23 protein-coding genes and 3 pseudogenes are annotated in these 22,287 nt (G+C 70.1%); 8 read left to right on the top strand and 18 right to left on the bottom strand.

Annotated features, from left to right (window positions below; all coding sequences use genetic code 11):
- Nucleotide 1: 1 nt before the first annotated feature.
- From ACZ7JA_RS28180 to ACZ7JA_RS28150, 7 genes are all read right to left on the bottom strand, one after another.
- Entirely contained in the window at nucleotides 2-826 is an 825-nt protein-coding gene (locus ACZ7JA_RS28180) for an MlaE family ABC transporter permease (protein WP_470811120.1), read from the bottom strand.
- Between the two features lie 3 nt (nucleotides 827-829).
- Nucleotides 830-1,600, bottom strand: coding sequence for an MlaE family ABC transporter permease (locus ACZ7JA_RS28175; RefSeq protein ID WP_351667035.1), 771 nt, complete (start codon nucleotides 1,598-1,600; stop codon nucleotides 830-832).
- Nucleotides 1,597-2,526, bottom strand: a complete 930-nt coding sequence (locus ACZ7JA_RS28170) for an ABC transporter ATP-binding protein (RefSeq protein ID WP_351667036.1) — start codon at nucleotides 2,524-2,526, stop codon at nucleotides 1,597-1,599. The genes ACZ7JA_RS28175 and ACZ7JA_RS28170 overlap by 4 nt, the downstream gene beginning before the upstream one ends.
- 109 nt (nucleotides 2,527-2,635) lie before the next feature.
- Nucleotides 2,636-3,700: an RNA polymerase sigma factor gene (locus tag ACZ7JA_RS28165; RefSeq protein ID WP_470811117.1), complete on the bottom strand. Its 1,065-nt coding sequence runs from the start codon at nucleotides 3,698-3,700 to the stop codon at nucleotides 2,636-2,638.
- A gap of 113 nt (nucleotides 3,701-3,813) precedes the next feature.
- Nucleotides 3,814-4,695 (bottom strand): lytic transglycosylase domain-containing protein, encoded by an 882-nt coding sequence (locus ACZ7JA_RS28160; protein WP_470811115.1) that lies wholly within the window; start codon nucleotides 4,693-4,695, stop codon nucleotides 3,814-3,816.
- A gap of 523 nt (nucleotides 4,696-5,218) precedes the next feature.
- On the bottom strand, nucleotides 5,219-6,466 hold the full coding sequence (locus tag ACZ7JA_RS28155) for a serine/threonine-protein kinase (protein WP_470811113.1): 1,248 nt from the start codon (nucleotides 6,464-6,466) through the stop codon (nucleotides 5,219-5,221).
- Between the two features lie 640 nt (nucleotides 6,467-7,106).
- Nucleotides 7,107-7,586: an ATP-binding protein gene (locus tag ACZ7JA_RS28150; protein ID WP_351667040.1), complete on the bottom strand. Its 480-nt coding sequence runs from the start codon at nucleotides 7,584-7,586 to the stop codon at nucleotides 7,107-7,109.
- Between the two features lie 160 nt (nucleotides 7,587-7,746).
- Between ACZ7JA_RS28150 and ACZ7JA_RS28145 the strand changes: the two genes are divergently transcribed.
- Entirely contained in the window at nucleotides 7,747-8,115 is a 369-nt protein-coding gene (locus ACZ7JA_RS28145; protein WP_351667041.1) for an STAS domain-containing protein, read from the top strand.
- Nucleotides 8,116-8,188: 73 nt separating this feature from the next.
- On the opposite strand, the gene ACZ7JA_RS28140 is transcribed toward ACZ7JA_RS28145, so the two are convergent.
- The 4 genes and pseudogenes from ACZ7JA_RS28140 to ACZ7JA_RS28125 form a co-directional block, all read right to left on the bottom strand.
- On the bottom strand, nucleotides 8,189-8,503 hold the full coding sequence (locus ACZ7JA_RS28140) for a hypothetical protein (protein ID WP_351667043.1): 315 nt from the start codon (nucleotides 8,501-8,503) through the stop codon (nucleotides 8,189-8,191).
- Nucleotides 8,504-8,567: 64 nt separating this feature from the next.
- A complete protein-coding gene (locus ACZ7JA_RS28135; RefSeq protein ID WP_389298571.1) occupies nucleotides 8,568-9,500 on the bottom strand; it encodes an anti-sigma factor RsbA family regulatory protein in 933 nt (310 codons plus the stop codon).
- Nucleotides 9,500-9,805 carry an STAS domain-containing protein gene (locus ACZ7JA_RS28130; protein ID WP_470811109.1) on the bottom strand — a complete coding sequence of 102 codons (306 nt, stop codon included), beginning with the start codon at nucleotides 9,803-9,805 and terminating at the stop codon, nucleotides 9,500-9,502. Before ACZ7JA_RS28130 ends, ACZ7JA_RS28135 begins: the two co-directional genes overlap by 1 nt.
- Before the next feature lie 423 nt (nucleotides 9,806-10,228).
- Nucleotides 10,229-10,537, bottom strand: a pseudogene (locus ACZ7JA_RS28125) (hypothetical protein).
- A gap of 431 nt (nucleotides 10,538-10,968) precedes the next feature.
- Here ACZ7JA_RS28125 and ACZ7JA_RS28120 point away from each other — a divergent pair.
- Both ACZ7JA_RS28120 and ACZ7JA_RS28115 read left to right on the top strand, forming a co-directional pair.
- A pseudogene (locus tag ACZ7JA_RS28120) lies at nucleotides 10,969-11,198 on the top strand (transposase); the annotation flags it as partial.
- A 5-nt stretch (nucleotides 11,199-11,203) separates the two neighbouring features.
- Nucleotides 11,204-11,482 (top strand): annotated as a pseudogene (locus ACZ7JA_RS28115) (IS110 family transposase); the annotation flags it as partial.
- A gap of 300 nt (nucleotides 11,483-11,782) precedes the next feature.
- Here ACZ7JA_RS28115 and ACZ7JA_RS28110 read toward each other — a convergent pair.
- Both ACZ7JA_RS28110 and ACZ7JA_RS28105 read right to left on the bottom strand, forming a co-directional pair.
- A complete protein-coding gene (locus ACZ7JA_RS28110; RefSeq protein WP_450743608.1) occupies nucleotides 11,783-12,160 on the bottom strand; it encodes a fic family toxin-antitoxin system, toxin component in 378 nt (125 codons plus the stop codon).
- Complete coding sequence (locus ACZ7JA_RS28105) at nucleotides 12,160-12,399, bottom strand: hypothetical protein (RefSeq protein WP_351667051.1); 240 nt, start codon at nucleotides 12,397-12,399, stop codon at nucleotides 12,160-12,162. The genes ACZ7JA_RS28110 and ACZ7JA_RS28105 overlap by 1 nt, the downstream gene beginning before the upstream one ends.
- 471 nt (nucleotides 12,400-12,870) lie before the next feature.
- Here ACZ7JA_RS28105 and ACZ7JA_RS28100 point away from each other — a divergent pair, with 471 nt between their 5' ends.
- The 4 genes from ACZ7JA_RS28100 to ACZ7JA_RS28085 all read left to right on the top strand — a co-directional run bounded on the left by ACZ7JA_RS28100 (nucleotide 12,871) and on the right by ACZ7JA_RS28085 (nucleotide 15,658).
- Nucleotides 12,871-13,506, top strand: a complete 636-nt coding sequence (locus ACZ7JA_RS28100) for an RNA polymerase sigma factor (RefSeq protein ID WP_470811106.1) — start codon at nucleotides 12,871-12,873, stop codon at nucleotides 13,504-13,506.
- The gene (locus ACZ7JA_RS28095; protein ID WP_351667053.1) at nucleotides 13,499-14,446 is read left to right on the top strand and encodes a CU044_5270 family protein; all 948 of its coding nucleotides are present in this window, start codon (nucleotides 13,499-13,501) and stop codon (nucleotides 14,444-14,446) included. Before ACZ7JA_RS28100 ends, ACZ7JA_RS28095 begins: the two co-directional genes overlap by 8 nt.
- Before the next feature lie 505 nt (nucleotides 14,447-14,951).
- Complete coding sequence (locus ACZ7JA_RS28090) at nucleotides 14,952-15,131, top strand: hypothetical protein (RefSeq protein ID WP_470811104.1); 180 nt, start codon at nucleotides 14,952-14,954, stop codon at nucleotides 15,129-15,131.
- Between the two features lie 110 nt (nucleotides 15,132-15,241).
- Complete coding sequence (locus tag ACZ7JA_RS28085) at nucleotides 15,242-15,658, top strand: hypothetical protein (RefSeq protein WP_470811102.1); 417 nt, start codon at nucleotides 15,242-15,244, stop codon at nucleotides 15,656-15,658.
- Nucleotides 15,659-15,967: 309 nt separating this feature from the next.
- On the opposite strand, the gene ACZ7JA_RS28080 is transcribed toward ACZ7JA_RS28085, so the two are convergent.
- From ACZ7JA_RS28080 to ACZ7JA_RS28060, 5 genes are all read right to left on the bottom strand, one after another.
- The gene (locus ACZ7JA_RS28080) at nucleotides 15,968-16,630 is read right to left on the bottom strand and encodes a lysophospholipid acyltransferase family protein (protein WP_351667059.1); all 663 of its coding nucleotides are present in this window, start codon (nucleotides 16,628-16,630) and stop codon (nucleotides 15,968-15,970) included.
- A gap of 96 nt (nucleotides 16,631-16,726) precedes the next feature.
- The gene (locus ACZ7JA_RS28075) at nucleotides 16,727-17,338 is read right to left on the bottom strand and encodes a TetR/AcrR family transcriptional regulator (protein ID WP_470811099.1); all 612 of its coding nucleotides are present in this window, start codon (nucleotides 17,336-17,338) and stop codon (nucleotides 16,727-16,729) included.
- A 502-nt stretch (nucleotides 17,339-17,840) separates the two neighbouring features.
- Entirely contained in the window at nucleotides 17,841-18,383 is a 543-nt protein-coding gene (locus ACZ7JA_RS28070) for a DUF6368 family protein (RefSeq protein ID WP_470811097.1), read from the bottom strand.
- A 50-nt stretch (nucleotides 18,384-18,433) separates the two neighbouring features.
- Nucleotides 18,434-18,649 (bottom strand): hypothetical protein, encoded by a 216-nt coding sequence (locus ACZ7JA_RS28065; RefSeq protein WP_389451448.1) that lies wholly within the window; start codon nucleotides 18,647-18,649, stop codon nucleotides 18,434-18,436.
- A gap of 805 nt (nucleotides 18,650-19,454) precedes the next feature.
- Nucleotides 19,455-20,912, bottom strand: a complete 1,458-nt coding sequence (locus ACZ7JA_RS28060) for an FAD-dependent monooxygenase (RefSeq protein WP_470811095.1) — start codon at nucleotides 20,910-20,912, stop codon at nucleotides 19,455-19,457.
- 130 nt (nucleotides 20,913-21,042) lie between these two features.
- Here ACZ7JA_RS28060 and ACZ7JA_RS28055 point away from each other — a divergent pair, with 130 nt between their 5' ends.
- A complete protein-coding gene (locus ACZ7JA_RS28055) occupies nucleotides 21,043-21,654 on the top strand; it encodes a TetR/AcrR family transcriptional regulator (protein ID WP_470811093.1) in 612 nt (203 codons plus the stop codon).
- Nucleotides 21,655-22,287: the final 633 nt, after the last annotated feature.

Below are 22,287 nucleotides of genomic sequence, written 5' to 3'. Positions count from 1 at the left end.
CTCACCCCGCTATCCGTACGGTCGTGTTGGCGCCCCAGATCGCGAGGCTCAGGAAGAAGTCCAGGACGTTGACGGCGACGATGGAGGTCCGCACCGCCCGGCCCACCGCGACGCCGACGCCGGCCGGGCCGCCGCTCGCGTGGTAGCCGTAGTAGCAGTGCACCAGGATGATCAGCAGGGCGAAGACGATCACCTTGCCGAAGGACCAGAACACGTCGACGGGCGGCAGGTACTGGTGGAAGTAGTGGTCGTAGGTGCCGGTGGACTGCCCGTAGTAGCCGGTGGTGATGGTGCGGGCGGCCAGGTACGAGGACAGCAGCCCGACCACGTACAGCGGGATCACGGCGACGAATCCGGCGATCATCCGCGTCGTCACCAGGAACGGCAGTGACGGTACGCCCATCACCTCAAGCGCGTCGGTCTCCTCGCTGATTCGCATCGCGCCGAGCTGCGCGGTGAACCCGGCGCCGACCGTCGCGGACAGGGCGAGTCCGGCCACCAGCGGGGCGATCTCCCGGGTGTTGAAGTACGCCGACAGGAACGCCACGAAGTTGGAGGTGCCGAGTTGGTTGAGGGCTGCGTAGCCCTGGAGGCCGACCTCGGTGCCGGTGAAGAAGGACAGGAACGCGATCACGCCGACCGTGCCGCCGACGACGGCGAGCGCGCCGCGTCCGAAGCTCACCTCGGCGAGCAGCCGCAGGATTTCCTTCTTGTAGCGGCGCAGGGTGCGGCCCGTCCAGGCCAGGGCGCGCCCGTAGAAGGACAGCTGCGCGCCCAAGTCTTCGAGTGAGCGCAGGGGGCGATCGAGGAGGTCTCTCGGATTCATCGGCTAACCCCTCTGCGGGACGACCTGGAAGTACACGGCGGTCATCACGAAGTTGGTCACGAACAGCAACATGAAGGTGATCACCACGGACTGGTTGACGGCGTCGCCCACGCCCTTCGGGCCGCCCTGCGCCGTCAGCCCCTTGTACGAGGCGACGATCGCCGCTATGGCCCCGAACACCAGCGCCTTGATCTCCGCCGCCCACAGGTCGGACAGCTGCGCGAGGGTGGTGAAGGACGCCAGGTAGGCGCCGGGCGTGCCGTGCTGGAGGACGACGTTGAAGAAGTAGCCGCCTGCGACACCGACCACCGAGACGAGGCCGTTGAGCAGGACGGCCACGACCATCGACGCCAGCACCCGCGGTACGACGAGCCGGTGGATCGGGTCGATGCCGAGCACTTGCATCGCGTCGATCTCGTCCCGGATCTTGCGCGCCCCGAGGTCCGCGCAGATCGCGGTGCCGCCCGCGCCCGCGATTAGCAGCGCGGTGACGATCGGCGAGGCCTCCCGCAGCACGGCGAGCACAGACGCGGCACCAGAGAAGGACTGCGCGCCCAGCTGTCTGGTCAGGCTGCCGATCTGCAGCGCGATGACCGCACCGAAGGGGATGGAGACGAGAGCCGTCGGCAGGATCGTGACACTGGCGATGAACCACGCCTGCTGGATGAACTCCCGTGCCTGGAAGGGCCGTCGGGGAAGGGCCCGGGCCACGTCAAGCGCCATCGTGAAGAGGGTGCCCGAGTGCCGGAGCGCACCGGTCGGGGAGAACCTCATGGGCCCGTCACCCCGGTCGCGCGCAGCTCCGCCTCGCGTCTTGCGATCGCCTCCCAGCGGGGCGGGCGGGTGATGCCGGGGCCGGGGAGCAGCCGGGGAGTCGGCGCGTCGGTCGGACCGTCTTCGTCGATCTGAGCCAGTTCCTGCTCCACCTGGGCCGCGTCCTTCTCCTCCGCCATGCCGATCGGCCCCTGCATGCGGCCGTTCAGGAATTGCCGTACGACGGGTTCGTCACTGGCCAGCAGTTCCTCGCGGGGGCCGAACATCACCAGTTCGCGCCGGAACAGTAGCCCGATGTTGTCCGGAACCTGGCGGGCGGAGGCTATGTCGTGAGTGACGATCAGGAAGGTCGCGTCGATCTGCGCGTTGAGGTCGACGATGAGCTGGTTGAGGTAGGCCACGCGGACCGGGTCCAGGCCCGAGTCGGGCTCGTCGAACAGGATGATCTCCGGGTCGAGTACCAGGGCACGGGCGAGTCCGGCGCGCTTGCGCATACCGCCGGAGATTTCGCCGGGCAGTTTCCCCTCGGCACCGATTAGCCCGACCATGTCCATCTTGTCGAGGACGGTCCGTTTGATCTCGGCCTCGGACCTTCGGGTGTGTTCGCGCAGCGGGAAGGCGATGTTGTCGTAGAGGTTCATCGAGCCGAACAGCGCTCCGTCCTGGAACAGCACGCCGAACAGCTTCCGCACCTCGTACAGGTCGCGCTCGCGGAGCCTGGTGATGTCCCGGCCCTGGATTGTGATGGAGCCCCGCTCTGGCTTCAGCAGTCCCACGAGCGTCTTGAGGAACACCGACTTGCCCGTCCCTGAGGGGCCGAGCATTACCGAGACCTCGCCGGCCGGCAGCGTCAGCGAGACGTCCTGCCAGATGACCTGGTTGCCGAAGGACTTGGTCAGCCCTTCCACACAGATCTCGACACCCATCCGGTATCACCCTTCGCCCGTGGAGCAGCTCCGACGTCTGCTCTACGGGGAGGGGAGGGGTGTCCGTCGCGGCGGACGAAGAATTTTTTGCGGACGTGGGTGCTGGGCGCTACGGCAGCTTCGGCGACGGCGTCCCCTGGGCGGGGACGGAGAGCGGGGCGGCCGGTACGGCCGAGGCCGGGGGAAGCGACGGGAGCGACGGGGCGGCCGGCTTCGTCGGCAGGTCCGGCACGGCGGTCGGCAGGTCCGGCGCGGCGGCCGTCAGACCCGGCACCTCGGGCACCTGCGGAACCCGCGTCACCGCCAGCTTCGGGAGCGCGGACGCGGCCGGCAGGGACGGCACCTTCGCCATCCGCAGTGCCTCCGACCCCGGCAGCAGAGACGTTTCTCCGGTGGGTGAGGGCATCCGGCCCCAGTCCCCCGGCGCCGAGCGGGAGGTAGCGGGCGTCCCAGGGGTGCGCCCTCGGCCCGCGGCCTCGCCGCTCAGGACCTGCACTTCGCTGGAGATGGCCGGTCTAGGCACCGGACCGCTTCCGTGTCGGCCCCCGTCGAGCGCGAACGGCATCACGAACCCCGCCACCACCAGGGTCGCCGCCGTCGAGGTGACCGCGACCGCCTGGGCATTGCCGCCCCCACGCAGCCGCCCGCGCTCGATCAGGACCAGCACCAGCCCGAGCGTCCCGGCCAGTGAGGCGCGCAGCGTCCGCCGGGCCCGGGCCAGCAGCGACTCGACCGTCCGGTAGCTGAGCCCCATCCGCACCGCGACCTGGCTCACGTCCAGGTCCTCGGCCCTCAACCGAAGCGCCTCCGCCTGCCGGGCGGGCAGCTCACCACTGCGCACGGCGAGCCACTGCGCCTCCGCCCGGTCGCACACCACCTCCTCGACGGGTACCGGGCTTGGCGCGATGAGCGTGGGGCGCCTGCCTACCTCGGCCTCGCGGTTCACCTGCCGGTACCGGTCGACGCACAGCCGCATCGTCACCGTCGTCAGCCAGGCGCCGAGCCGCTCGTCGTCGAGGTGCGGGCGCTCCGCTGCTCGCAACATCGCCTCGTGAACGGCGTCCTCTGCGTCCTCTTGACTCATGGACCGTCGCCGGGCCACCTTCAGCAACTGCTCGCGATGGCTCCACATGCGCTGCCAACGCTCGTCGGCGGCCATTGTGTCCGCAGGCATGTCCGTCGCCATGAGGGCCCCTTCGCACTCAGCCGCCGGTCCTTTGCTCCCGGCCATGGCGACATTACCGCCGAGTAGTGGCAGTTGTGGAGGGGGAAGGCACCCATCATGTTTCAGCCGTTGTCGGTGATCAGCGGCCTCGCGTCGGGCAGCACACCGCCGCCGGGGAGCGTGAGGGTCGGTTCGGGGACCGGAACCAGCGGTGTCCTGGTCTCCTTGGGGACGCCCGGTCTGGGGGGCGGGCTGGGGGAAGATGAGGTGGGCGGCGTCGACGGCGAGCGCGAGGGACCGGGGCCCGGCTTCCGGTCATCTGACGGCTTCGACGGTGAGGGCTTCGGCCTCTTCGGGCGGGACGGCTCCGGCCAGTCCGCCCGGGATCCGTCGGACGCGTCCGGCACCACGCGGTGTCCGGTCAGGTAGTACGCGTACCACGCCTTGACCGTGCGCAGGTAGGCGTCCGAGTGGTTGTAGCCCAGGATCGCCCGGTCCAGGCCGGCGGGGTTCGATAGGTGCCGGCCGTCCGCGCAGAGATAGCGGGCGGCGGCGAGCGCCGCGTCGTAGACGTTGTTCGGATCCGTCCGCCCGTCAGCGTTGCCGTCGGCGCCCCAGCGAGCCCAGGTGGACGGGATGAACTGCATAGGGCCGACCGCGCGGTCGTACACCGCGTCCCCGTCGTACGCGCCGCCGTCGGTGTCCGGCACCCTGGCGAAGGCACCGCCGGTCAGCCGCGGGCCGAGGACGGGTGTCACAGTCGTACCGTCCCGGGTCACCCGGCCGCCCTGTGCCTGTCCGGACTCCACCTGGCCGATCGCGGCCAGCAGTTGCCAGCGCAGTCGGCAGCGTGGCGCGCTGCGCGCCAACTCCTCCTCGGCATGCCGGTAGGCGGCGAACACGGTCGCGGGCAGGGCGCCACCGCCCGCCACCTCCTGTGCCGAACCCTTCTTCCGCGTTCGCAGCGGGGGAAGACCGGTGCGGTACGGGGTGTCGCCGGTCATGCTCAGGCCGTGCTCGGGAGGTGCCGCCTCCCGCCCAAGCTCTGTGGTCTCGGCCGAGAGCGCCCTCGGTGCCTGCGACGCGGTCAGCACGGCCATCACCGCCGCCGCGATCGCCGTAGCCCTAGCACCCCTCAGTGCCTGCTTGAGTGCACGCGCTGTCACTGTGCAGCCCCCTCCGTGGGTGAATCCGTCGTCCGCTCTACGCGGCCGGAGGACGGGTCCGTCGCGCGAAACTGGAGGGATCGGGCGGCTGCATCTGCTGGAGCGGAGTACGCATGCGTGTCTCTCAAGGTCTCAGGGGCGCCGTCGCAGCGGCAGGCACAGCACTGGCAGGGGCGGCGCGAGGCGGAGCCAGTCCCTCGGTCCGCTCGTGGCCCCCGCCTGGCGGGCTTCGAGATCGGGCAGGAGTCGCAGCAGCCGTCGCTGGAGCTCCTCCTGGGGCCCCGGCCCCGTCGACCGTAATTGCGCGCTGAGCTCGATGCACGGGCGGCGCAGGGACTGTTGTGCCACAGTGGGCAGCAACTCAGCCGTCAGAGTGCTGCTTCTTACTTTCCCCCCGCCCGTGCTTGTGTTGGCCTCTGTGCTCCTGGTCGTCGCCGCGTTCCCGTGCGGGCAGCACGGTGCGGGTCGGAGCGGCGGAGGAGGCGGCCGGGGACGGTGTCGGGTTTGCGGGTTCGGAAATGACCGTGGCCGGGGCGGCCGTCGCCGGGGCGGGCGAGGATGGCGACGACGGGGCACCCTCGCTGGATCGCATCGACGCACCTAGTGCTGCTGCGGCAGCGAAGAGACCTAGGCCAATGCCACAGAAAGTGGCTTGGGTGGCCAATCTGCGGCGGCCGCGCGGGCGGGAATGCGTCGCGCTCCGGGACTGCGGGCCAGGAGCGGGAGCGGGAGCCATGGACGGCGCCGACATGACCGTCGCACTGCGGGGCGCGGGCGGGGTCGATGTCCGGTGAGAGCCGGCGAGCCAGTAGGCCGCCTGCTCGGCGGTGGGCCGGTGGGCCGGGTCCTTGGCGAGCAGGAGTAGCACATAGTCAGAGAGCTGCTGCGGTATCTCGGGGCGCAGCCGGTTGGGCGGTGCTGGGATGACGTCGACGTGCTGCTGCACCACGGCCAGGGAGGTCGCGCCGCGGAACGGGGGCCTGCCCGTGAGGAGTTCGTGCAGCACGCAGCCGAGGGAGTAGACGTCGGACGCGGGTTGGGCGGGGCGCCCGAGGGCGCGTTCGGGGGCAAGGTAATCGGCGGTGCCGAGGACCTTCCCGGTGACGGTCAGAGCACTGGCCGCCTCATCGGCGAAGCGAGCGATCCCGAAGTCGGCGATCTTCGCTGTGCGGTCCTGGCTCAGCATCACGTTGGCGGGCTTGATGTCCCGGTGGATCACTCCGCGCTGATGCGCCGCGGCCAGACCGGCTGCCGCCTGAGCGGCGATGGCCGCCGCGTCCTGCGGGCTCAGCACACCGCGCAGGGACCGTTCCTGTGCGAGAGTCCAGCCTTCGACGAGTTCCATGACGAGGTAGTACTGGTCATAGTGCGAGCCGAAGTCGTACATGCCGACGACGTTGGGGTGGTTGAGCCGGCCCGCGGTCTGCGCTTCCAGGCGAAGACGCTCGGCGTCCGCAGCCGCCTCCGCGAACAGCAGCTTGATGGCAACGGGGCGTTCCAGGAGCTGGTCGGCGGCCCGCCACACCTCCCCCATCGCCCCGCGCCCCAGCCGTTCCTGCAACTGATAGCGGTCCGCCAGCAGCGCCTGCACACCCACCCCGATCACCACAACGCTCGCAATTCCACGGCCCCTACCCCCCCAACGGGCCGTGGTCCCTCGGCCGCAGGTGCCCGGCCGACCGGTACTGCGGCCGAGCGCGTCGGCCCTCGACAGCACCCCGTGCGGGGCAGGCAGACGACGGGGGGACGTACCTGCCTGCCGCTTGTACGCGACTGCTCACTCAAACGGGGGACGAGCGAGCGTCACGGGACCCCTGGGTCCACCCCATACAGCGCCGAAAGTACCGACGGTGTCACAGCCCTCGCGCACAGACAGCGGCGCCTGCCTGGGAGTACTCCGTGGAGCGAGCGAGGGCAGGCCCGGTTACGGGGGAAACCGGGCCTGCCCCTGAGGCGCCCGTTTGCCTCCCCCCGGAGACTGGGCGCCATGACCCCGCCCGGGGTCACTTAGATCAGCGCCCGGCCCGACGGGAGTGTCACGGGTTGACGGGGATGATTGCTGGAGCAGCACCTTCATGGAGGTGCACGTCGACAGCCGTCACAACTTGATCACCCATGACACACACTGTCCCGGGCTTCTTCGACGCAACCTGTCACAGACCGCTTAGCCGACGGTCAGCGCTCCAACCGGCAGACGGGCGCTGCCGCTGACGGGACACATCCATACGCCCTTGACCGCGCGCCGGGCTTTACAGGGGGCGGTGTCCGGCGATGGCGCCGCCGGGGTCGTCCAGCAGGGCGATGCGGGCGGTGATGCGTTTGCCGACCGGTTCCCGCTGGGCTTCGAAGCCCTGGCAGACGGCCATGACGATCTCCAGGCCGTGCTGGCCGACCCGGCCGGCGTCCGCGGCCCGGGCGATGGGCAGCACCGGGTCGGAGTCCCACACCGCGACCTCGACCGTGTCCCCGGTGATCCGCACATCCAGCAGCACCGGGCCGGGAGCGTACTTGATGGCATTGGTGACCAGCTCGCTGACCACCAGCTGGGTCAGGTCCATGGCGCGCTGCGAGACCGGCAGGCCGTGGTCGGCCTGCACGCGGGTGAGGAAGTCGGCGGCCAGGTGACGCGCGTGGGCGATGACCGTGTCGTTCCCGTCCAGGGCAATGGTGGCCTGCAGAGCCTGTTCGCCCGGCGTGATGCCGTCCTCACCCACAGGCACTGCTTCCATCCTGGCCACCTCAAATGCCCCATTCATATTTGGCGCGGATACCCGCCTCAGCGAGAGTGATACACGATGCCCCTGTGTTACTTCCGTCTCACTCAGCATCACCCGATACATCCAGGGCAGCGATTTCGGATGAAGACCTGGCTGTGCCAGGATCACCGACATGGCTGAGGAAGAAGTGTCAGACGCCGAGCAGCTGGAGCAGCTGTCCATCGTGGCCACCGCTACCAACGGCATCCACGTCCTGACAGTGGCCGGAGAAATCGACCACCACACCGGTGACGCCCTTAGCCAGGCCCTTGACCTCTCCGGCACGTCCCGCCCCCACGTCGTGGTGGACCTGCAGCAGGTGGCGTTCATGGACTCCAGCGGCATCAACGTTCTCATCGCCGCCCACCGCGCCCTCAGCGAGGCCGGCGGTTGGCTCCGCCTAGCAGGTCCGACAGGTCCGGTGCTGCGCACCCTGCAGCTCGTCGGCCTCGACACTGTCATCGACTGCCACGAAACCCTCGACCAAGCGCTGGCCGACTGACCCTCGCCGGCCGACTTGGAGCGGGGCCTGCATGCCGCTGCCCTGTTTAGGGCCGCTGACGCGGTGATGAGGGTTACTCGTACCCCGCGCCGGCCAGACCAGGACCTGTCAACAGCGATGCTCTCGGCGCCTTCCGTGAGGTTTGCGCGCCGCTGTCGCGCAGCACTCCGCGGACGGTGGCGATGTGCTCCGCGGCCTGCGGGGAGAAGGCGTCGACGACGTGCAGGACCAGATCCGACCGTGCGACCTCCTCGAACGTCGACCGCAAGGCGTCGACCAACTGATCGGGAAGGTGACGGACGAATCCGACCCTGTTGGTGACGGTGTAGGACCCTCCGTCAGTGGTGCGGACCTGGCGCACGAGCGGGTCCAGGGTGGCGAACAGCACGTCGCGACCTCGGCGTCCGCGCCCGCCAACCGGTTCAGCAGAGCCGACTCCCCGGCAGCGCTGGTCAGGCAGGGAGGTAGCAGCGAATGGTGGTGCCGTTGGGGCCAGTGTGGACACGGACCAGGTCGGCGAGCTGGTGGACGAGTATGAGTCCACGGCCACCAGGCTGCGTGGGATTCGGCGGGCGGCGGCCGGCCAGAGGATCGGCCAACTGTCCGCCGTCGTGGACCTCGCAGATGATCCGGTCGCTCTCGGCCCAGATCCGCAACGTCCCTGAGCCAGCGCCGTGGACAACGCTGTTGGTGGTCAGCTCCGCCACCGCGAGTTCCAGATCCCCCAGGTTCACGCCGGACACGCCGAGAGACCGCGCCTGGGACACGGCGAAGTCCCGAGCGTTGGGAAGTGTCTGGGTGGCGAAAGGGCAGGACGCGGCGCCAAGTGGGGCGAGCAGGGACTCGTTGTAACGGGCGATGATCTGCTCAGGGCTGTACGCGGCAGACTTCGTCTCGCCGTCCGCGTCGATGACGACTGGGTGGGTCGCCAGAGCGTCACTGAGGACCTGCTTCTCCAGCCGGTCGGCGTCGTAGGGGCACAAGATGGTTACCGAGCGCCCGGCGAAAGCGGCGTTGATCAGCGCCTCGTGCTGGACGCACGCCGGATACTCCACGGCGGAACGACTTCGCCAGATCGGCTCGCCGATGATGCGGACCCGGCGGGCTCCCATGTGGGCGTCGGCGAACTTGCGCAGCACACTGGGGATGATGCGGCCGGGGTTACGGCCGGCCTCGGTCATGTCGATGAAGCGGACCTCTGCTGCTCGCTCTCCGAGCCCCTCGCGGATCAGCTCCAGGCGGTCCGGCGGGGCGGCGACGGCAGCGGGCTCACCGGCGTCCAGCCCTTCTCGCAGGAAGGGAACCGTTCCCGCGATGTACTGATCCGTGCCGCGGTAGAAGAGCGCCGGGTGAACGAACGGCTCGTGCGAGGTGGCCGTGCTCATCACGCAGTCACCTCGATCGCGGCAAGCCCGGGCCAGAAGAGCTCAAGGATGCGTGGCACCTGCGCCGGAGGTCGGTGAAGCACCATCCGCCGGCCTTCGGGGAGACACTCGGCGGTGACCGCCAGGTCCGTTACACCGGCCACATCTACGAACCTCACCCGGGACAGATCCACATGCAGCACGTCCGTGCGACGCTCGACCAGTTGCTTCAAAGCCTGCTGCCAAACGGTCCGTGTGCTCACGCTGATCTCCCCGATCACCCTCAGACCAGCATTGTCGGGCAACGTATCGATCTGCAGCACCACGCCACGAGGCGACACGACAGTCGACTCGCCAACGCCAGGTGCGACGCCCACGCTCTGCCCCCAGTTCCCCGGGCGGCCGCACGGCGGCCCCCTACCGATCAGCCAGCACGATACCCGGTCAGGCACCGAGGACGCCCAGCCTGGCCAAGAGATGGAATGCGGCCTGCGGTCCTCTCACGTCGAGCGCGAACTGTGATCCGCGCCTCACATCCGTTGCCGCGGCGGTGGCAGGCGGCAAGGCAGGAATCGTTGAGTGGTGGCCGGGGAATGGCGGCGAGCATGCCGACGTGATGGATGCCGTAGTCGTGTAGCACGACCCGGCCAAGCCGGTGCCCTGCTGGGCGCTGCGATTTATTCGGTGACCGTCTCAGGGGAGATAGACGAGGATCGCTCCGGGACCAAAGCCTGGCCGGGAGGCGGTCATCATGGGCGGGGATGGACGCGATGCCAGCGGGGGCGTGCTTCCCCGCCTCGGCGTCCGGCTACGGAGGCGCAGCGTCGGCACACCCGCTGCACCCGGTCTGCGGCACCGCCGGATTCCGGGAAGATGTCGGGCCAGCCGACATGCGAGAAGCGCGCGAGTTGCGAGCGGCTGAGCGACAGCCCGCAAACGGTCTCGTTGCGGCCCCGGCTCCCAGGCGTGGACCTCGCCGGCGGGAAGCCTGCGTCGGCCGTCCTCCTCGTCCGTCCACGCCCGGAGGCAGCAACGGCGAACTGTTTGCCGCTTTTCATCGACTGGACCGCCTCATGAGCGGACTGTCTTCCGTCACCTCGGCACCGCCCTCCACTCGGCTGGTACGACACCTCTGCGGCCACGCCGTCAGACCGGGCCAGACCGGGCCGCACACGGCGAGTGCCACGCGCGCCTTGTCTCACACCTACCAGGTGCCACCGACGATCATGCGATGACCGCTGCATGCGCGAGCTGAGCCTCGACGGGGCCGCCGCCCGATACGCTGGCGGCCCCGCACGGTTCTGGGTGCAGGGACGTCCCTCGAGGAGGGCTCTCCCCCGGCCGTGACCAGCTCACTGACTACCAACGAGGCGGCGTCGTTTGATCACTGGTCGCGGAGTGTTGAGTGCGCCAGTCATGGCCGGCTGCAGGGTCAGAGACACCTTCTAAGACGTCGTTCCTTCTGGCATGGTGGGTCGTTGAACGGTTCATGGTGGACGTGGTGCAGCGGCAGGTGCCGGATGACCTGTGGGTGCTGTTCCGACGGGTGGTGCTACCGACCGAGGTGAAGCGCCCCCAGGGCGGTGGCCGGTGTCGTGCGGGTGATCGCGATCATCTTTGTTGCCACTTTGGGCTGCACTTGGCGCCAGCTGCCGCCGGTCTTCGGCCCGGCCCTGGCCCACGGTCTACCGGCGCTTCGCTCAATGGAGCAGGGGCCGATCCGTCCTTCGCTGGAGAGGGTGCTGGGGCCGCGGTTGCAACACCCGGCCGTCCTCACGCTGCTGGAGCGGTTCGGATCTCCGGCCCAGATCCGCAAGGCCGGCCGTCGGCGGCTGGTCACCCTGCTGCGGCCAACGGCGCCGAGGATGGCCGAGCGGCTGGTCGAGGAGATCTTCGCCGCCCTGGAGGAGCAGACCGTCACCGTTCCGGGGACCGAGGCGGCCACGCTGATCGTCCCGAGCCTGGCCGCCTCATCGACGGCCGGAGCCAGGCCCCAGCGGGCGTGACGCCTTCCCGGCGAATCGGCACGGTCGGCAAGATGATCGCGGCCGCTTCCGAAGGCATGTGAGAGGGACCCGGTTGATGCCGGTCCCTCTTCGTAGCGGGGGCAGGAGTAGGAGACGGCGTGACCTTTCCGTACGCTCCGGCGTTGAGCACGGCACGCATGCGGACCCCCGTGCAGGCGTGCGCAGCGGAGGGGCCCGGACCGTTGCCCGGCTTGCGGGCCCCTCCTGGCGCGCAGTGGTCCCTGCCATGAGGCCCGCGAAGTCGGGTCCGCGAGACGATGAACGCGTCCGCGGGCGTCAGGTGGCAGTGGGCCAGGTTCGCAACAAAGCGGCGATCTTCCCCGCGGTGCAGGCGGGATCGAGAAGCAGGTCCTTGAGTGCGATCGCGTCCTCGCGGGCGGGTTTGACGGTGATCCCGGCGGCTTCGAGGTACATGACGCCGGACGCGGCGGCGACGGCCAGGTTGGAGCGCTCCAGCCAGCGGCAGCGGCCCAGCGTGTGCACCAGGGCGGCGGCCTTGGCGTAGGGACCGTCGTAGACGGGCTGCTCGAACAGTTCCGCCCGGTGCCGGGCTACCGCAGAGACGGGCACGCCGTAGTCGTCGGGAGCCGGATCGTTCGCCCCGGCGGCCTCGGCGACCTGCAGGATCCAGGGAACGTCGATGTTCAGATCCATCAGGCTGCGCGCGCTCCTCGAGGCGTCTGCTGGGCTTGTTCAGCCTCGTCGAAGAGTGCCTGGTGTTCGGCCAGGAAACGTGCGGCCGCGTCCACCGCGCGGGCGCGCAGACCGCTCGTGTCGTCTTGCACCAGGCGGCCGAGGTAGTCGCCGATGCTCAGCCCCAAGTCAGCGGCGCGCTTCTTCGCGAGTTCCGCCACGTCCTCGTCCACGCGCGCGCCCAGCTGTGTCTTCGCCATGCCAGCATGGTAACAGCTGTTACCGGGCGGGCGGGGCAGCGGGTGGCGCGGGCGCCGGCCGCCGAACGGGCGTGAACGGCGCGCCCGGCCATTCGGTGCCCCGGGAGGGGCCGGAGGGCTTATGGCGAATGGTCCGCTGATTCGCGGTACGGCTGTCCCACGGGTCCGGCGCGCCCAACACACTCGGGCAATCGGCGCACCGTCGCTGAGCGAGTCTTGTTCAAGTAGCTGCGACCGAGGATATTTGCGCCGGCCGGTACAGGAGGCGCTGACGGACCGACTCCGAGGACCGCCCGGCCGGCCGCCGCGGTCACGGCTTCCGGCCATCGAATGCGCATCAACGGCACTGTGACGCAGATCACTTGCGGGACTGGAACTCCCTACCCGGCATCGGCGAACAACGGGTGACCACGACCCGACCCGACCCGACCCGAGGACGTGCATGAACCACAGAGGTGGAACGTGACCCCGATGCGAGACAACGGCGCCGCGACCGTCCCGGCGACGGCCGCGAGCGGCGGGTGCGACGGCTCGGTCATCGAACGGTCCTGGGAGACGCCCGACGCGTTCGCCGTGATCTTCGACCGCTACGCCGACGACATCCACCGCTACATCGCCCGGCGCCTCGGCTCCGACACCGCAGACGACCTGATGGCGGAGACCTTCGTGATCGCCTTCCAGCGGCGGCGGCGCTACGACCCGGCCATTCCGCACGCCCGCCCCTGGCTGTACGGGATCGCCACGAAGCTGATCGGACGTCACCGCCGCCACGAGGCACGTCGGTTGCGGGCGCTGTCACGGGTGGCCTCCCTGGCGCCCGGCACGGAACACGACGGTTCCGAGGACGGGGTCGCCGAACGGCTCAGCGGCAACTCGCACAGCGCGCTGGCCGGCGCCCTCGCCGGGCTGCCCGCCCGGTACCGGGACGTGCTGCTGGTGATCGCCTGGGGCGAGCTGAACTACGAGGAGGCCGCGCAGGCCTTGGGCGTGCCGGTCGGCACCGTGCGCTCCCGTCTGCACCGGGCCCGCGCCAGGCTGCACAAGGCACTGACCGCAGCCGGCCACCCCACCTCGACCGCACCTCAGAAGGAGACCGATCGTGGATGAGCTGACGCAGGTGCGGGACTGGGACACCGGCGCCGAGGGTCTCTCCGACCAGGCCCGTGCGGCGGCCCGGGCCCGCCTGGAGACCGCCGTTGCCGAGGAGTCCCGCGGCCGCACCGCCCGCACGGGCGGGCTGAACCGGCGCCTGATGCTGCGCACCGCGCTCGCCGGCGCCGTCGCGGCGGGCGCTGGCGTCGCCGTCGTCGTCACGCGCGACGGCGACGGACACGACCGCACGACCCGGCTGGACACGGTCAGCGCCGCCGAGGTGCTGCGGCGGGCCGCCGACCGGTCCCGCACCGCGAACCGCGACCTGCCCGTCCCGCGCGACGACCAGTACTTCTACACCCGGACGTACGTCGTCCAGACGTACCTCAAGGGCGGCAGGACTCGGACGTGGACCGACGAGAGCTGGACGTCGGTGGACGGCTCGAAGCCGTCCCTGCGCCAGGAGAACGGGAAGATCCACCATGACCCGCCGCTCGGCAAGCACGAAGTGCGCTGGCCGCCGACCGTCTACTCCAAGCTCCAGCAGATGCCGACGGATCCCGACCGGCTCCTGGACCAGTTCAGGCACGGCATGAAGAGCTCGCCGCTGAACGACGTGCAAGCGTTCTTCGAGGGGTGCATGCTGCTGACGGAACCCCGGGTGCTGCCTCCGGCGCTGCAGGCCGCCGCCTTCGAGGCGCTGTCGAAGCTTCCGCGGATCAAGCTCGACTACCACGACGCGACCGTGACCGGCCGTCGCGCCGTCGGCGTCTCGCACCCTAAGGCCTCCTTCACCTTCCTCTTCGACCGCAAGACCTACGACTACCTGGGCCTGCGCACCAAGGGCAGTTCCGCGAAGAAGGTGCACGGCGAGTGGAAGCAGGTCAACTACTACTACAAGACCACGACGCTGGAGGACATCCAGGTGGTCGACCGCATGGGACAGCACCACTGAGCCGCCCGACGAGGGGCTCCCGCGCCCGGACCGGCTGCCCCTGCGGCCCGTCTAGGTCTCCCGCCGGAAGGTGAAGTCCACTCCCTCGTCGGAGAGTTCGGCCAGCCACAAAGCTGCACGGGCGGCGGTCTCCGCCGCCCGTTCAGGCCGGCAGGCAGGGATCCGGCGAGGATGTGACGGATAGCCCAGGGCGGGGGCTTGGTGAGCCGTACGTACCTCGACGTGCCGATACAGACCGAGTGACACCACCCGTCGGCACAGGGCCCGCGCCGTAGCCCCCCTCGGGTGCCCAGGCGCGGGCCCTTGGCGCTGCCGCCGTGCTCCGACGCGCCGGCCGCATGCGCGCCGACCACCTCCGCCTCCTGGCCCTCGGCCAGCCTGCCCCCGTCCCGCGCCGAGCCGATCCTGGGCACCGCAGACCCAGGATGCGCGGCGACGAGCCAGCGTCACGGCCGCCTGCGACGCCGTCAGCGTCTCCTCAGCCGTGTACGGCTCCCTCAAGCCCATGCGGCTGACCCCGGAGCGCGTCGCCCAATTCCTCGAGGAAGTGCGCACTCCGGGGATGGCCATCTCGCGGCCGCTGTCTGCGTCTTTCGACGTCGCGATCTATCAGCGGTGGACCCGGGACCGAGAGTTCGCCAAGGCCATGGACGTCGCCCGCGCCGAGGCGAAGCCGGCGATGTGATCAGGTGACGGCACGCGGCCAGAGCTTGTTTTCGCGTCACGTCAACTCACAGCGCACCTTGCTACAAAGCCGTCTCGGGCGGCGTGGACCCGGTCACTAGAGTAAGCCGCATGGACATGCGGAGGGTCGTCGCGGTGCTGGCAGAAGAGGCCATGCAGCAACTCCAGGACCAACTGTGGAAACTGGCTGCGAGCGACCGCGCCCTCGCTTCCCAGACCGAGGCTCGCCTGCGCAACGTTGTCGGACCGGCAAACAGCCAGGAGGCATTGCCGCAGATAGACCGGCTAGAACATCTACGGGAAGCGCTCGCCGTCCTGGCGATCTCCCTCGCTCGCACTCACGGCCGCATGGCCTGGTTCCTCTCCGGTGCCCTCAACGCGCTCGAACCGGTTCTGCGCTGGCGTGCCCTGCCAGCTGAAGGTGGTGGCACCTTTGGCACCGTCCTCGCGGGCCCCGAGGAATACACGGAGGCGGAGGAGGCCGTCCGCCAACTCCAGGACGCCCTTGCGCGGATCACCGCCGCGTAGGTCAGCTTGCCGCAGGCCCTGGGAGTGCGAAGGCACTGGCTGTCTTCCGTGAAGGCGGGAATCCGGCTGGGCTGAAGTGCGCGAGTCGCGAAATGTACCGGTGCCCGTGTGGCCAGGCAGCGCGCCGGTCACCACTCTCACCGTGAGGGTGGTGACGGTGCGGAAGAGCAACTGTCGCTCTGTCACAGTGACTAGCATCCGGCAGCAACAACCAGGCGCAAGGAGTGTGAGGGAGACAGAACACCGTGGCTCACGGGGACAAGGGTGCAGCAAGACCAGGGGGACTGATGGGGTGTCGCACAGTCAGCCTTATCCCTTCGCCCTCGCCGCGTAGAGGGGCACGTACTCCTGGCCGGAGACCTCTGCTATGGCCTGCGTGATCAGGTCGGAGACAGCCCTTCGGGTGCCGGCGTCAGCGGCGGAGCCCTCGTACATGGAGAGGTCGACGGGCTTGCCGAAGGTGACCTTGACCTTGGCCGGACGCGGAAGCATGCGCCCGGGCGGCAGGACGCGGTCGGTGCCGCTCATGGCCACCGGCACCACGGGCGCGCCGGACATGAGAGCCAGCCAAGCCACGCCTGTTTTGGCCCGGTAGAGCCTGCCGTCCGGGGATCGTGTGCCCTCAGGGTAGATGCAGAAGACGCTGCCGTCCTTCACCACCCGAAGACACGCGTCAAGCGAGGCTACTGCCGCGCGTTGGTTCGCCCGGTCGACTGGAACCTGCCCGCTGCCCCGCATGAAGGACGAGACGATCCGCGTCGGCCAGGAACCTCCCTCAAAGTACTCCGCCTTCGCCATGAAGGTCACCTGCCGGTCCAGCACCAGCGGCAGGAAGGTGGAGTCCACGATGGACAGGTGGTTGGACGCGAGGATGACGCCGTTCGACTGCGGCACATTTTCCAGGCCCACGGCTTCGAGTCGCGCCGCGGCACGCAGCACCGGCCCGGCCAGCCGCTTCACGTGCTCATACATCAATTCGTTCCCCTATTGATCCGTGTCCATCGCGCGTCAGCGCGACCGCCCCGGCCACGCTGACGAGAAGCGGGACCGGGCGTCGCAGCCGCCCGGTCATGAGGCCATCGGTCCGAGATGGGCGTCCAGCACTGCTTCGATCAGCCGGTCGTGACTGTCAAAACCCTCGCCGCCGAGGGCGAGTTGCAGGCTGCCCCAGGACCACAGTTGCGCGATGCCGTGCAGGTTCGCCCACAGGGCGGCCGCGGTGACAGCCGCCGAAGGTTCCAGCTCCTGTGCCCGGCACCGAGCGACGAGCTCGGTGACGCGCTGGAACATCGGGAGCGTCGCCTCTCGCAGCCGAGGGCCGTCCGGAGCTCCGCTCCGCTCGCTGCCGTCGAGCAGGTCGTGACGGAACATCAACTCGAACATGCCGCGCCGTTCCAGTGCGTAGGTGACGTACACCCGTGCCAGCGCCGCCAACTCATCACGCGGCACGGCCATGCCGGCCGTGGCCGCCGCGGACCGCGCGCCCAGCTCTTCGAAGCCTCTGCGCGCGATGGCCAACAGCAGCGCCCGGTGTGTCGGGAAGTAGCGCCGCGGCGCACCGTGCGACACACCTGCCCGGCGGGCGATCTCCCGAAGACCAACCGAAGCGGTGCCCTCAGACAGCACCAGTTCTACGCCTGCATCGACCAGCCGTTCCTGCAGGGATCCCTCAACATCCACAGACAGTGTCTACCAGAGACGCGTAGACAGCGTCTACCGATAACTCATCTGCAGGAACTGAGACTTGCGCGGAAGGTTGGTGCGGACCCAGATACTGCAGCGCCCGCCCGGAGGGGATGGACAGGCGGGGCCGGGGCGGGTACTGGGACGGGGAGCCGCGACACCGCGGCGAGCTCCTCCCCCGGTCGGGTGGCCACGTACGGCCGGGCGGACTCCAGCGGGCGGATGACGGACAGAGAGCGGGGCGAGAACGGGCGCCTGCTCACGTCCAGGGCTCCTCAGAGAAGACGGGAAGCGTTGGCTGGGCATGGGTGATCTCAGCAGGGGCGGCCCTCCACCAGAAGGGACAAAGCTGGACCCAATGCGTTCATTCCTCAGGGTGGCAGAGGAGTTGGTCCGGCGGTCTGGGCTGCGGAACGAAACCTTTCCCACGCCGCGGTCCCGATCTGTCCGACGGACCGCCTGGCCGCCCTCGCCTCGTGCCGCTGCCGGGTGGTTCCGGCTACTTCAGCAGCCGGAAGCCGGGCTGCCGAGCCCATGCTCTGAGGAACTCCGCCGAACCGTACGCGGTGGGCCATGGATTGCTTCCCATTGCGATGACGCCGGGGAGACTGGCCACGACGGGTACCTGGTGCTCCCTCAGTTCGGCGTTGGCAACGCCGCCGATGACGTCCATGACGGCGGCGGTCAGCAGGGCCGTGACGACGTGGTCGACCGGACGGTTGCAGAAGGCGATGACCTGGACGGCGTGGGTCGGCGTGAAGCCGATGAGAGGCTTCGGATCGACTTGGTCGGCGTGCTCGGCCTCGAAGACGGTCTCGTCGCCGATGCCGGGCCCCATCGCGGAGACCAGGACGGGCCGCCGTCCGTCCACGCCCCCGGTGGCCGAGATGCCGAGGCTTTCCGCACGAATGGTCAGGTCGTACTCGCCGACCCGCTTCTCCTCGAACCGTGCCGAGGAGCGCACCAGAAGGTCACGAAGCTGCTGAAGCGCAACGCGGGGGACGGCCTCCGCCAACTCGATCACCAACACCGGTCCACTCATGGCTGGGAGCCTAACCAGCCGTAGCCGTCCTTCCCATCGCGCGGCTCGTCTCACACCGGGGTGGGTGCGGGCGCGGTGCGCGTCGAGAAGAGCAATGCGCAGCCGGCGGCGGCCACGAGCGGGACGGTGAAGTGGCCGTCGAGGGGGCCGTCCAGGGCCGCGCCGCGGCCAGGCCGAGGCGGATCGCGCTGAACATACAGCCGACCGCCTCGCTTGGCCGGCGCGTCGGTGATGCGGGGGACGTACGCGACCTGCGCGTGGGCCATCGCCTGTCTTCCTCTCGAGTCGAGATGCTGCGGGGGGGCGGCACGGCGGGCTCGTCAGGGGCAGGCCGTGCGGACGATGGGCAGCGGCACGGGGACACCGCCGGGTGAGAGCAGCCCAACAGGCCGGTGGCGCTTCAACGCCGCTTCCTTTTCCACGGTCGGCATCAGGCATCCGTCGCAGCCTCTGATGCGGCGTTCCCCCGCACCGGTCCGCCTCACAGGTCCGCCGGGCCGCACCGCTGCTCCCGCCCCGGCGACGACGCTGACGGCACCTGCTTGCGGTGGCCCCGCCTGCCGGTTCCGCTGGCCGCGCTTTCCCCGAAAGGCCGCATCCGCCGGGCGCCAGCCGGTGTCTGGTGTGGTTGCAGCGCCCGGTCGGCAGCTATGTCCGTGGGACGGGAGACGCAGCCGGGTTGTTCGAGAAATCGTCCCGCCCGGCGACGTGTGAGGCGCGCAGGCGGCCTGCGGCAGCGAGGGCGGGCGTAGATGGGGTGGCATTTGCTGCCTTGAGCGGTCCGTATGGAGCCGATGACGTGAGCCTCCGCGCGTCCGTTGGTGACGATCACGGCGATCTCCGCCCCGTGCACCTGCCGCGCAGTCCCGTTGAGGACCTGCAGATCAGGGGTGCCGAGCCGGCCAGCCGCTGCGCGCACAACGGCTTGGGGCAATCCGGCTCGTGGCGGTGCGGGGGATCCGCCGGACCGGCGGGTTCGCTGGCCTTGGCACCTCGCCTGGTCCCACCTGGCCCGGCTTGATCCGGACCGGTGCGGACTGATCCAGTTGGCGTCCGGTTGCAGGCGAGGCCTCAGCCGCCGAGCCGTTCGGCGACCGCCGCCTCGATCTCGCGGGCCGTGGCGCTGTCGGACGCCCAGGCCGCGTGTCCGTCGGGGCGGACCAGCACGGTCGTACGGCGCTCGCTCGCCCAGCGAGCCACGGTCAGCCGGTCCGCGCGGCCGGCGCCGGCCGTGTACGGCTCGGCGGTGATCAGCACGAACCGGCCACCGCGCAGGGCCTCGTACAGGCGGGTGCCGCCGGCGAGGGCGACGTCCGGGACGCGGGCGCCGGTGAGGCGGTGGGCACCGCGGGGTGCGGGATAACGGTAGCCGATGCCCGTGACCTGCGCCGCGAGTGCGCGGCGGGCGGGGCCCACTGCGTTCAGGAACGCGGTAAACGCGGCGCGGGCCGCCAGGGTCCAGGGACGCTTGGCCATGGCGAGGCGGACGATCCCGCCGCTGCTGCGCAGCACGGCCCTGCCCACGGGGTGCCGCTCGGCCTGGTACGTGTCGAGCAGGCCGGGGTCGGTGTAGGCGGTGAGGACCGCGGCCAGCTTCCAGCTGAGGTTCGCCGCGTCCTGGAGGCCGGTGTTCATGCCCTGCCCACCGGCCGGGGTGTGCACGTGGGCGGCGTCACCGGCCAGGAAGACGCGCCCGACCCGGTAGGCCGGCGCCTGCCGTTCGTCGCTGTGGAAGCGGGACATCCAGCGGGCGTCGTACATCCCGAAGTCCCGGCCCAGCGCGAGCCGGGCGATCTCCTGGACCTCGGCCAGTTCGAGCGGCTCGTCGTCGGCGACGTCGCGGGCGCGGTTCCAGCCGATCACCCGGTAGTAACCGTCGCCGAACGGCGCGATGAAGGCGAAGGCGTCGCCAACGGCGCTGACCGTGAGCAGACTCGGCGGCTCCTCGGCGAGCCGGACGTCGGCCAGGACGACGGAGCGGAGCACCGACCGGCCCGGGAAAGGCAGCCCGATCGCCTCCCTGACGGAGCTGCGCATGCCGTCGGCGCCGACGACGTACGCGGCGCGCAGGCTGTGCGTGACTCCCGCGGGCCCGCGCGCCTGGGCCGTGACCCCGTCCGCGTCTTGAGTGAGCCCGGTCAGCTCGGTCGCGTACAGAAACTCCACGCCCGCCCGCTCGGCCCGCTGCCGCAGGACCTTCTCCAGCTCGTACTGGGGCAGGACGAGGAGGTGGTTGAAGCGCGAGTGCAGAGCGCCGAGATCGATGCTGAGCCGGCCGAACATGCGCAGGCGCTCCAGGCACTGCCCGGCGGCTTCCAGACCCTCGGAGAGGCCGCGGGCGTCGAGCAGTTCCAGGGTGCGGGCGTGCAGAACGAAGGCGCGGGACAGGTTGCTGATCTCCTCGGAGCGCTTTTCCAGGACGGTCACCGCAACGCCGGCGGCGGCGAGGTCGCCGGCGAGGAGCAGGCCGGTCGGCCCGGCGCCGACGACGATGACGTGCCCGGGGGTGGGCGCCGTGGTGCCGGCCATGGGAGCCTCCCTATGATGCCAACGATCGTTGGCCAACGACTGTTGGTCAACGCTTGTTGGCAACAGTAGGCCGGTGCCCAGCGGGAGTCAACACTTGTTGGCCCACACGTGTGGGCATACCCTCGCCGCCATGAACGCCAGCACGAACGCACCCTCGTCTCGCCGCTCGGACGCCAGCATGGCCCCCCCGTCCCGCCGCTCGGACGCCACCCGCGGCGCCATCCTCGTCGCGGCCCGCGAGCGGTTCGCCGCCGACGGCTACGAGCGGGCCACCATCCGGGCGATCGCCAGGGACGCGGGCATCGACCCGTCGATGGTGATGCGGTACTACGGCAGCAAGGAAGGCCTGTTCGCGGCGGCCGTCACGCTGGATCTGCGGCTACCCGACCTGCGGCGGGTGCCACCGGACGAGGTCGGGCGGGCGCTGGTGGGCCACTTCCTCGACCTATGGGAGGAGAACGGGGAGCTGACGGCCGTGCTGCGGGTCGGCGTCACCAACCGGACCGGGGCCGAGCGGATGCAGGCCATCTTCGGCGAGCAGCTGCTGCCGGTGGCCCGGCAGGTGTGCCCGGACCCCGAACGTGCCCCGGCCCAGGCCGCACTGTGCGCCGCTCAGCTGCTGGGCGTGGCCCTGACCCGGTATGTTCTGCGCCTGCCCGCGGTGATGGATCTGCACCGGGACGAACTGGTGGCCTGGCTAGGCCCGACCATCCAGCGCTACCTCACGGCCCCGAGCCCCTGAGCGACGCAGCGGCGGCGCAGCAGCAGGAGCCGCTGCGCCGCCCACACCGTGCCCGCCCAGGCACCCCGTGCCTTCCTGCCCGCCGGGTCGGCTCGCCGCCGGGGAAACGAGCGCCCGACCGCATCAGGCGGAAGCCACTGCCGGATCAAGCCGCCTCAGTCGTCGCCGAGGCACTGGGCTGAAACACTCACTACTGAACCGGTGCTGCGCACCCGCAATCCCGATACAGGGGGCCGGGCGCCGCAGGCCGGCTCGCGGAAGTCGGTGACACCTGTGGAGGATCTTCGTTGTCACGACGGCTGACGCCCCGCTGCTGACCGACCGCGCCCACATGCCCGGAGCCGTCGTCCGGCCGGCCATGCTGGGCTACGGCGCCGGCGCCCTGCGTCGCGATGCCGGTGAGGCGGCGCCAGCGCCGGGCCAATCACACTCGGGGGCACGGCTGCGGTCATCGACGATCTCCCGTGCTGGGACTGTTGCGGGCGCCGTCGCCGTTGGGCGGGCGTACTGTCCTCTTGCCCCGTAGACGCATTGTCCGTCACTCATGTTCATCCTCTGAAGTGCGAGGCCGCACCTCTGCCCATAACGTCGCAGGTGGGGAGCAAGCAGGGAGTGGAAATGAGCCCACCTAGG

The sequence above is a fragment of the Streptomyces sp. NPDC038135 genome (genome assembly GCF_055601245.1).
The sequence above is the reverse complement of the archived record's forward strand: the minus strand, read 5'-3'. Positions and strand labels throughout refer to the sequence as shown.

What these genes read in the sequence shown, in the direction of transcription:
- ACZ7JA_RS28180 (WP_470811120.1), bottom strand. Translation starts at nt 826, where the DNA reads ATGAATCCGAGAGACCTCCTCGATCGCCCCCTGCGCTCACTCGAAGAC.
- ACZ7JA_RS28175 (WP_351667035.1), bottom strand. Translation starts at nt 1,600, where the DNA reads ATGAGGTTCTCCCCGACCGGTGCGCTCCGGCACTCGGGCACCCTCTTC.
- ACZ7JA_RS28170 (WP_351667036.1), bottom strand. Translation starts at nt 2,526, where the DNA reads ATGGGTGTCGAGATCTGTGTGGAAGGGCTGACCAAGTCCTTCGGCAAC.
- ACZ7JA_RS28165 (WP_470811117.1), bottom strand. Translation starts at nt 3,700, where the DNA reads ATGCCTGCGGACACAATGGCCGCCGACGAGCGTTGGCAGCGCATGTGG.
- ACZ7JA_RS28160 (WP_470811115.1), bottom strand. Translation starts at nt 4,695, where the DNA reads ATGACCGGCGACACCCCGTACCGCACCGGTCTTCCCCCGCTGCGAACG.
- ACZ7JA_RS28150 (WP_351667040.1), bottom strand. Translation starts at nt 7,586, where the DNA reads ATGGAAGCAGTGCCTGTGGGTGAGGACGGCATCACGCCGGGCGAACAG.
- ACZ7JA_RS28145 (WP_351667041.1), top strand. Translation starts at nt 7,747, where the DNA reads ATGGCTGAGGAAGAAGTGTCAGACGCCGAGCAGCTGGAGCAGCTGTCC.
- ACZ7JA_RS28135 (WP_389298571.1), bottom strand. Translation starts at nt 9,500, where the DNA reads ATGAGCACGGCCACCTCGCACGAGCCGTTCGTTCACCCGGCGCTCTTC.
- ACZ7JA_RS28110 (WP_450743608.1), bottom strand. Translation starts at nt 12,160, where the DNA reads ATGGATCTGAACATCGACGTTCCCTGGATCCTGCAGGTCGCCGAGGCC.
- ACZ7JA_RS28105 (WP_351667051.1), bottom strand. Translation starts at nt 12,399, where the DNA reads ATGGCGAAGACACAGCTGGGCGCGCGCGTGGACGAGGACGTGGCGGAA.
- ACZ7JA_RS28100 (WP_470811106.1), top strand. Translation starts at nt 12,871, where the DNA reads ATGCGAGACAACGGCGCCGCGACCGTCCCGGCGACGGCCGCGAGCGGC.
- ACZ7JA_RS28090 (WP_470811104.1), top strand. Translation starts at nt 14,952, where the DNA reads ATGCGGCTGACCCCGGAGCGCGTCGCCCAATTCCTCGAGGAAGTGCGC.
- ACZ7JA_RS28085 (WP_470811102.1), top strand. Translation starts at nt 15,242, where the DNA reads ATGGACATGCGGAGGGTCGTCGCGGTGCTGGCAGAAGAGGCCATGCAG.
- ACZ7JA_RS28080 (WP_351667059.1), bottom strand. Translation starts at nt 16,630, where the DNA reads ATGTATGAGCACGTGAAGCGGCTGGCCGGGCCGGTGCTGCGTGCCGCG.
- ACZ7JA_RS28070 (WP_470811097.1), bottom strand. Translation starts at nt 18,383, where the DNA reads ATGAGTGGACCGGTGTTGGTGATCGAGTTGGCGGAGGCCGTCCCCCGC.
- ACZ7JA_RS28065 (WP_389451448.1), bottom strand. Translation starts at nt 18,649, where the DNA reads ATGGCCCACGCGCAGGTCGCGTACGTCCCCCGCATCACCGACGCGCCG.
- ACZ7JA_RS28060 (WP_470811095.1), bottom strand. Translation starts at nt 20,912, where the DNA reads ATGGCCGGCACCACGGCGCCCACCCCCGGGCACGTCATCGTCGTCGGC.
- ACZ7JA_RS28055 (WP_470811093.1), top strand. Translation starts at nt 21,043, where the DNA reads ATGAACGCCAGCACGAACGCACCCTCGTCTCGCCGCTCGGACGCCAGC.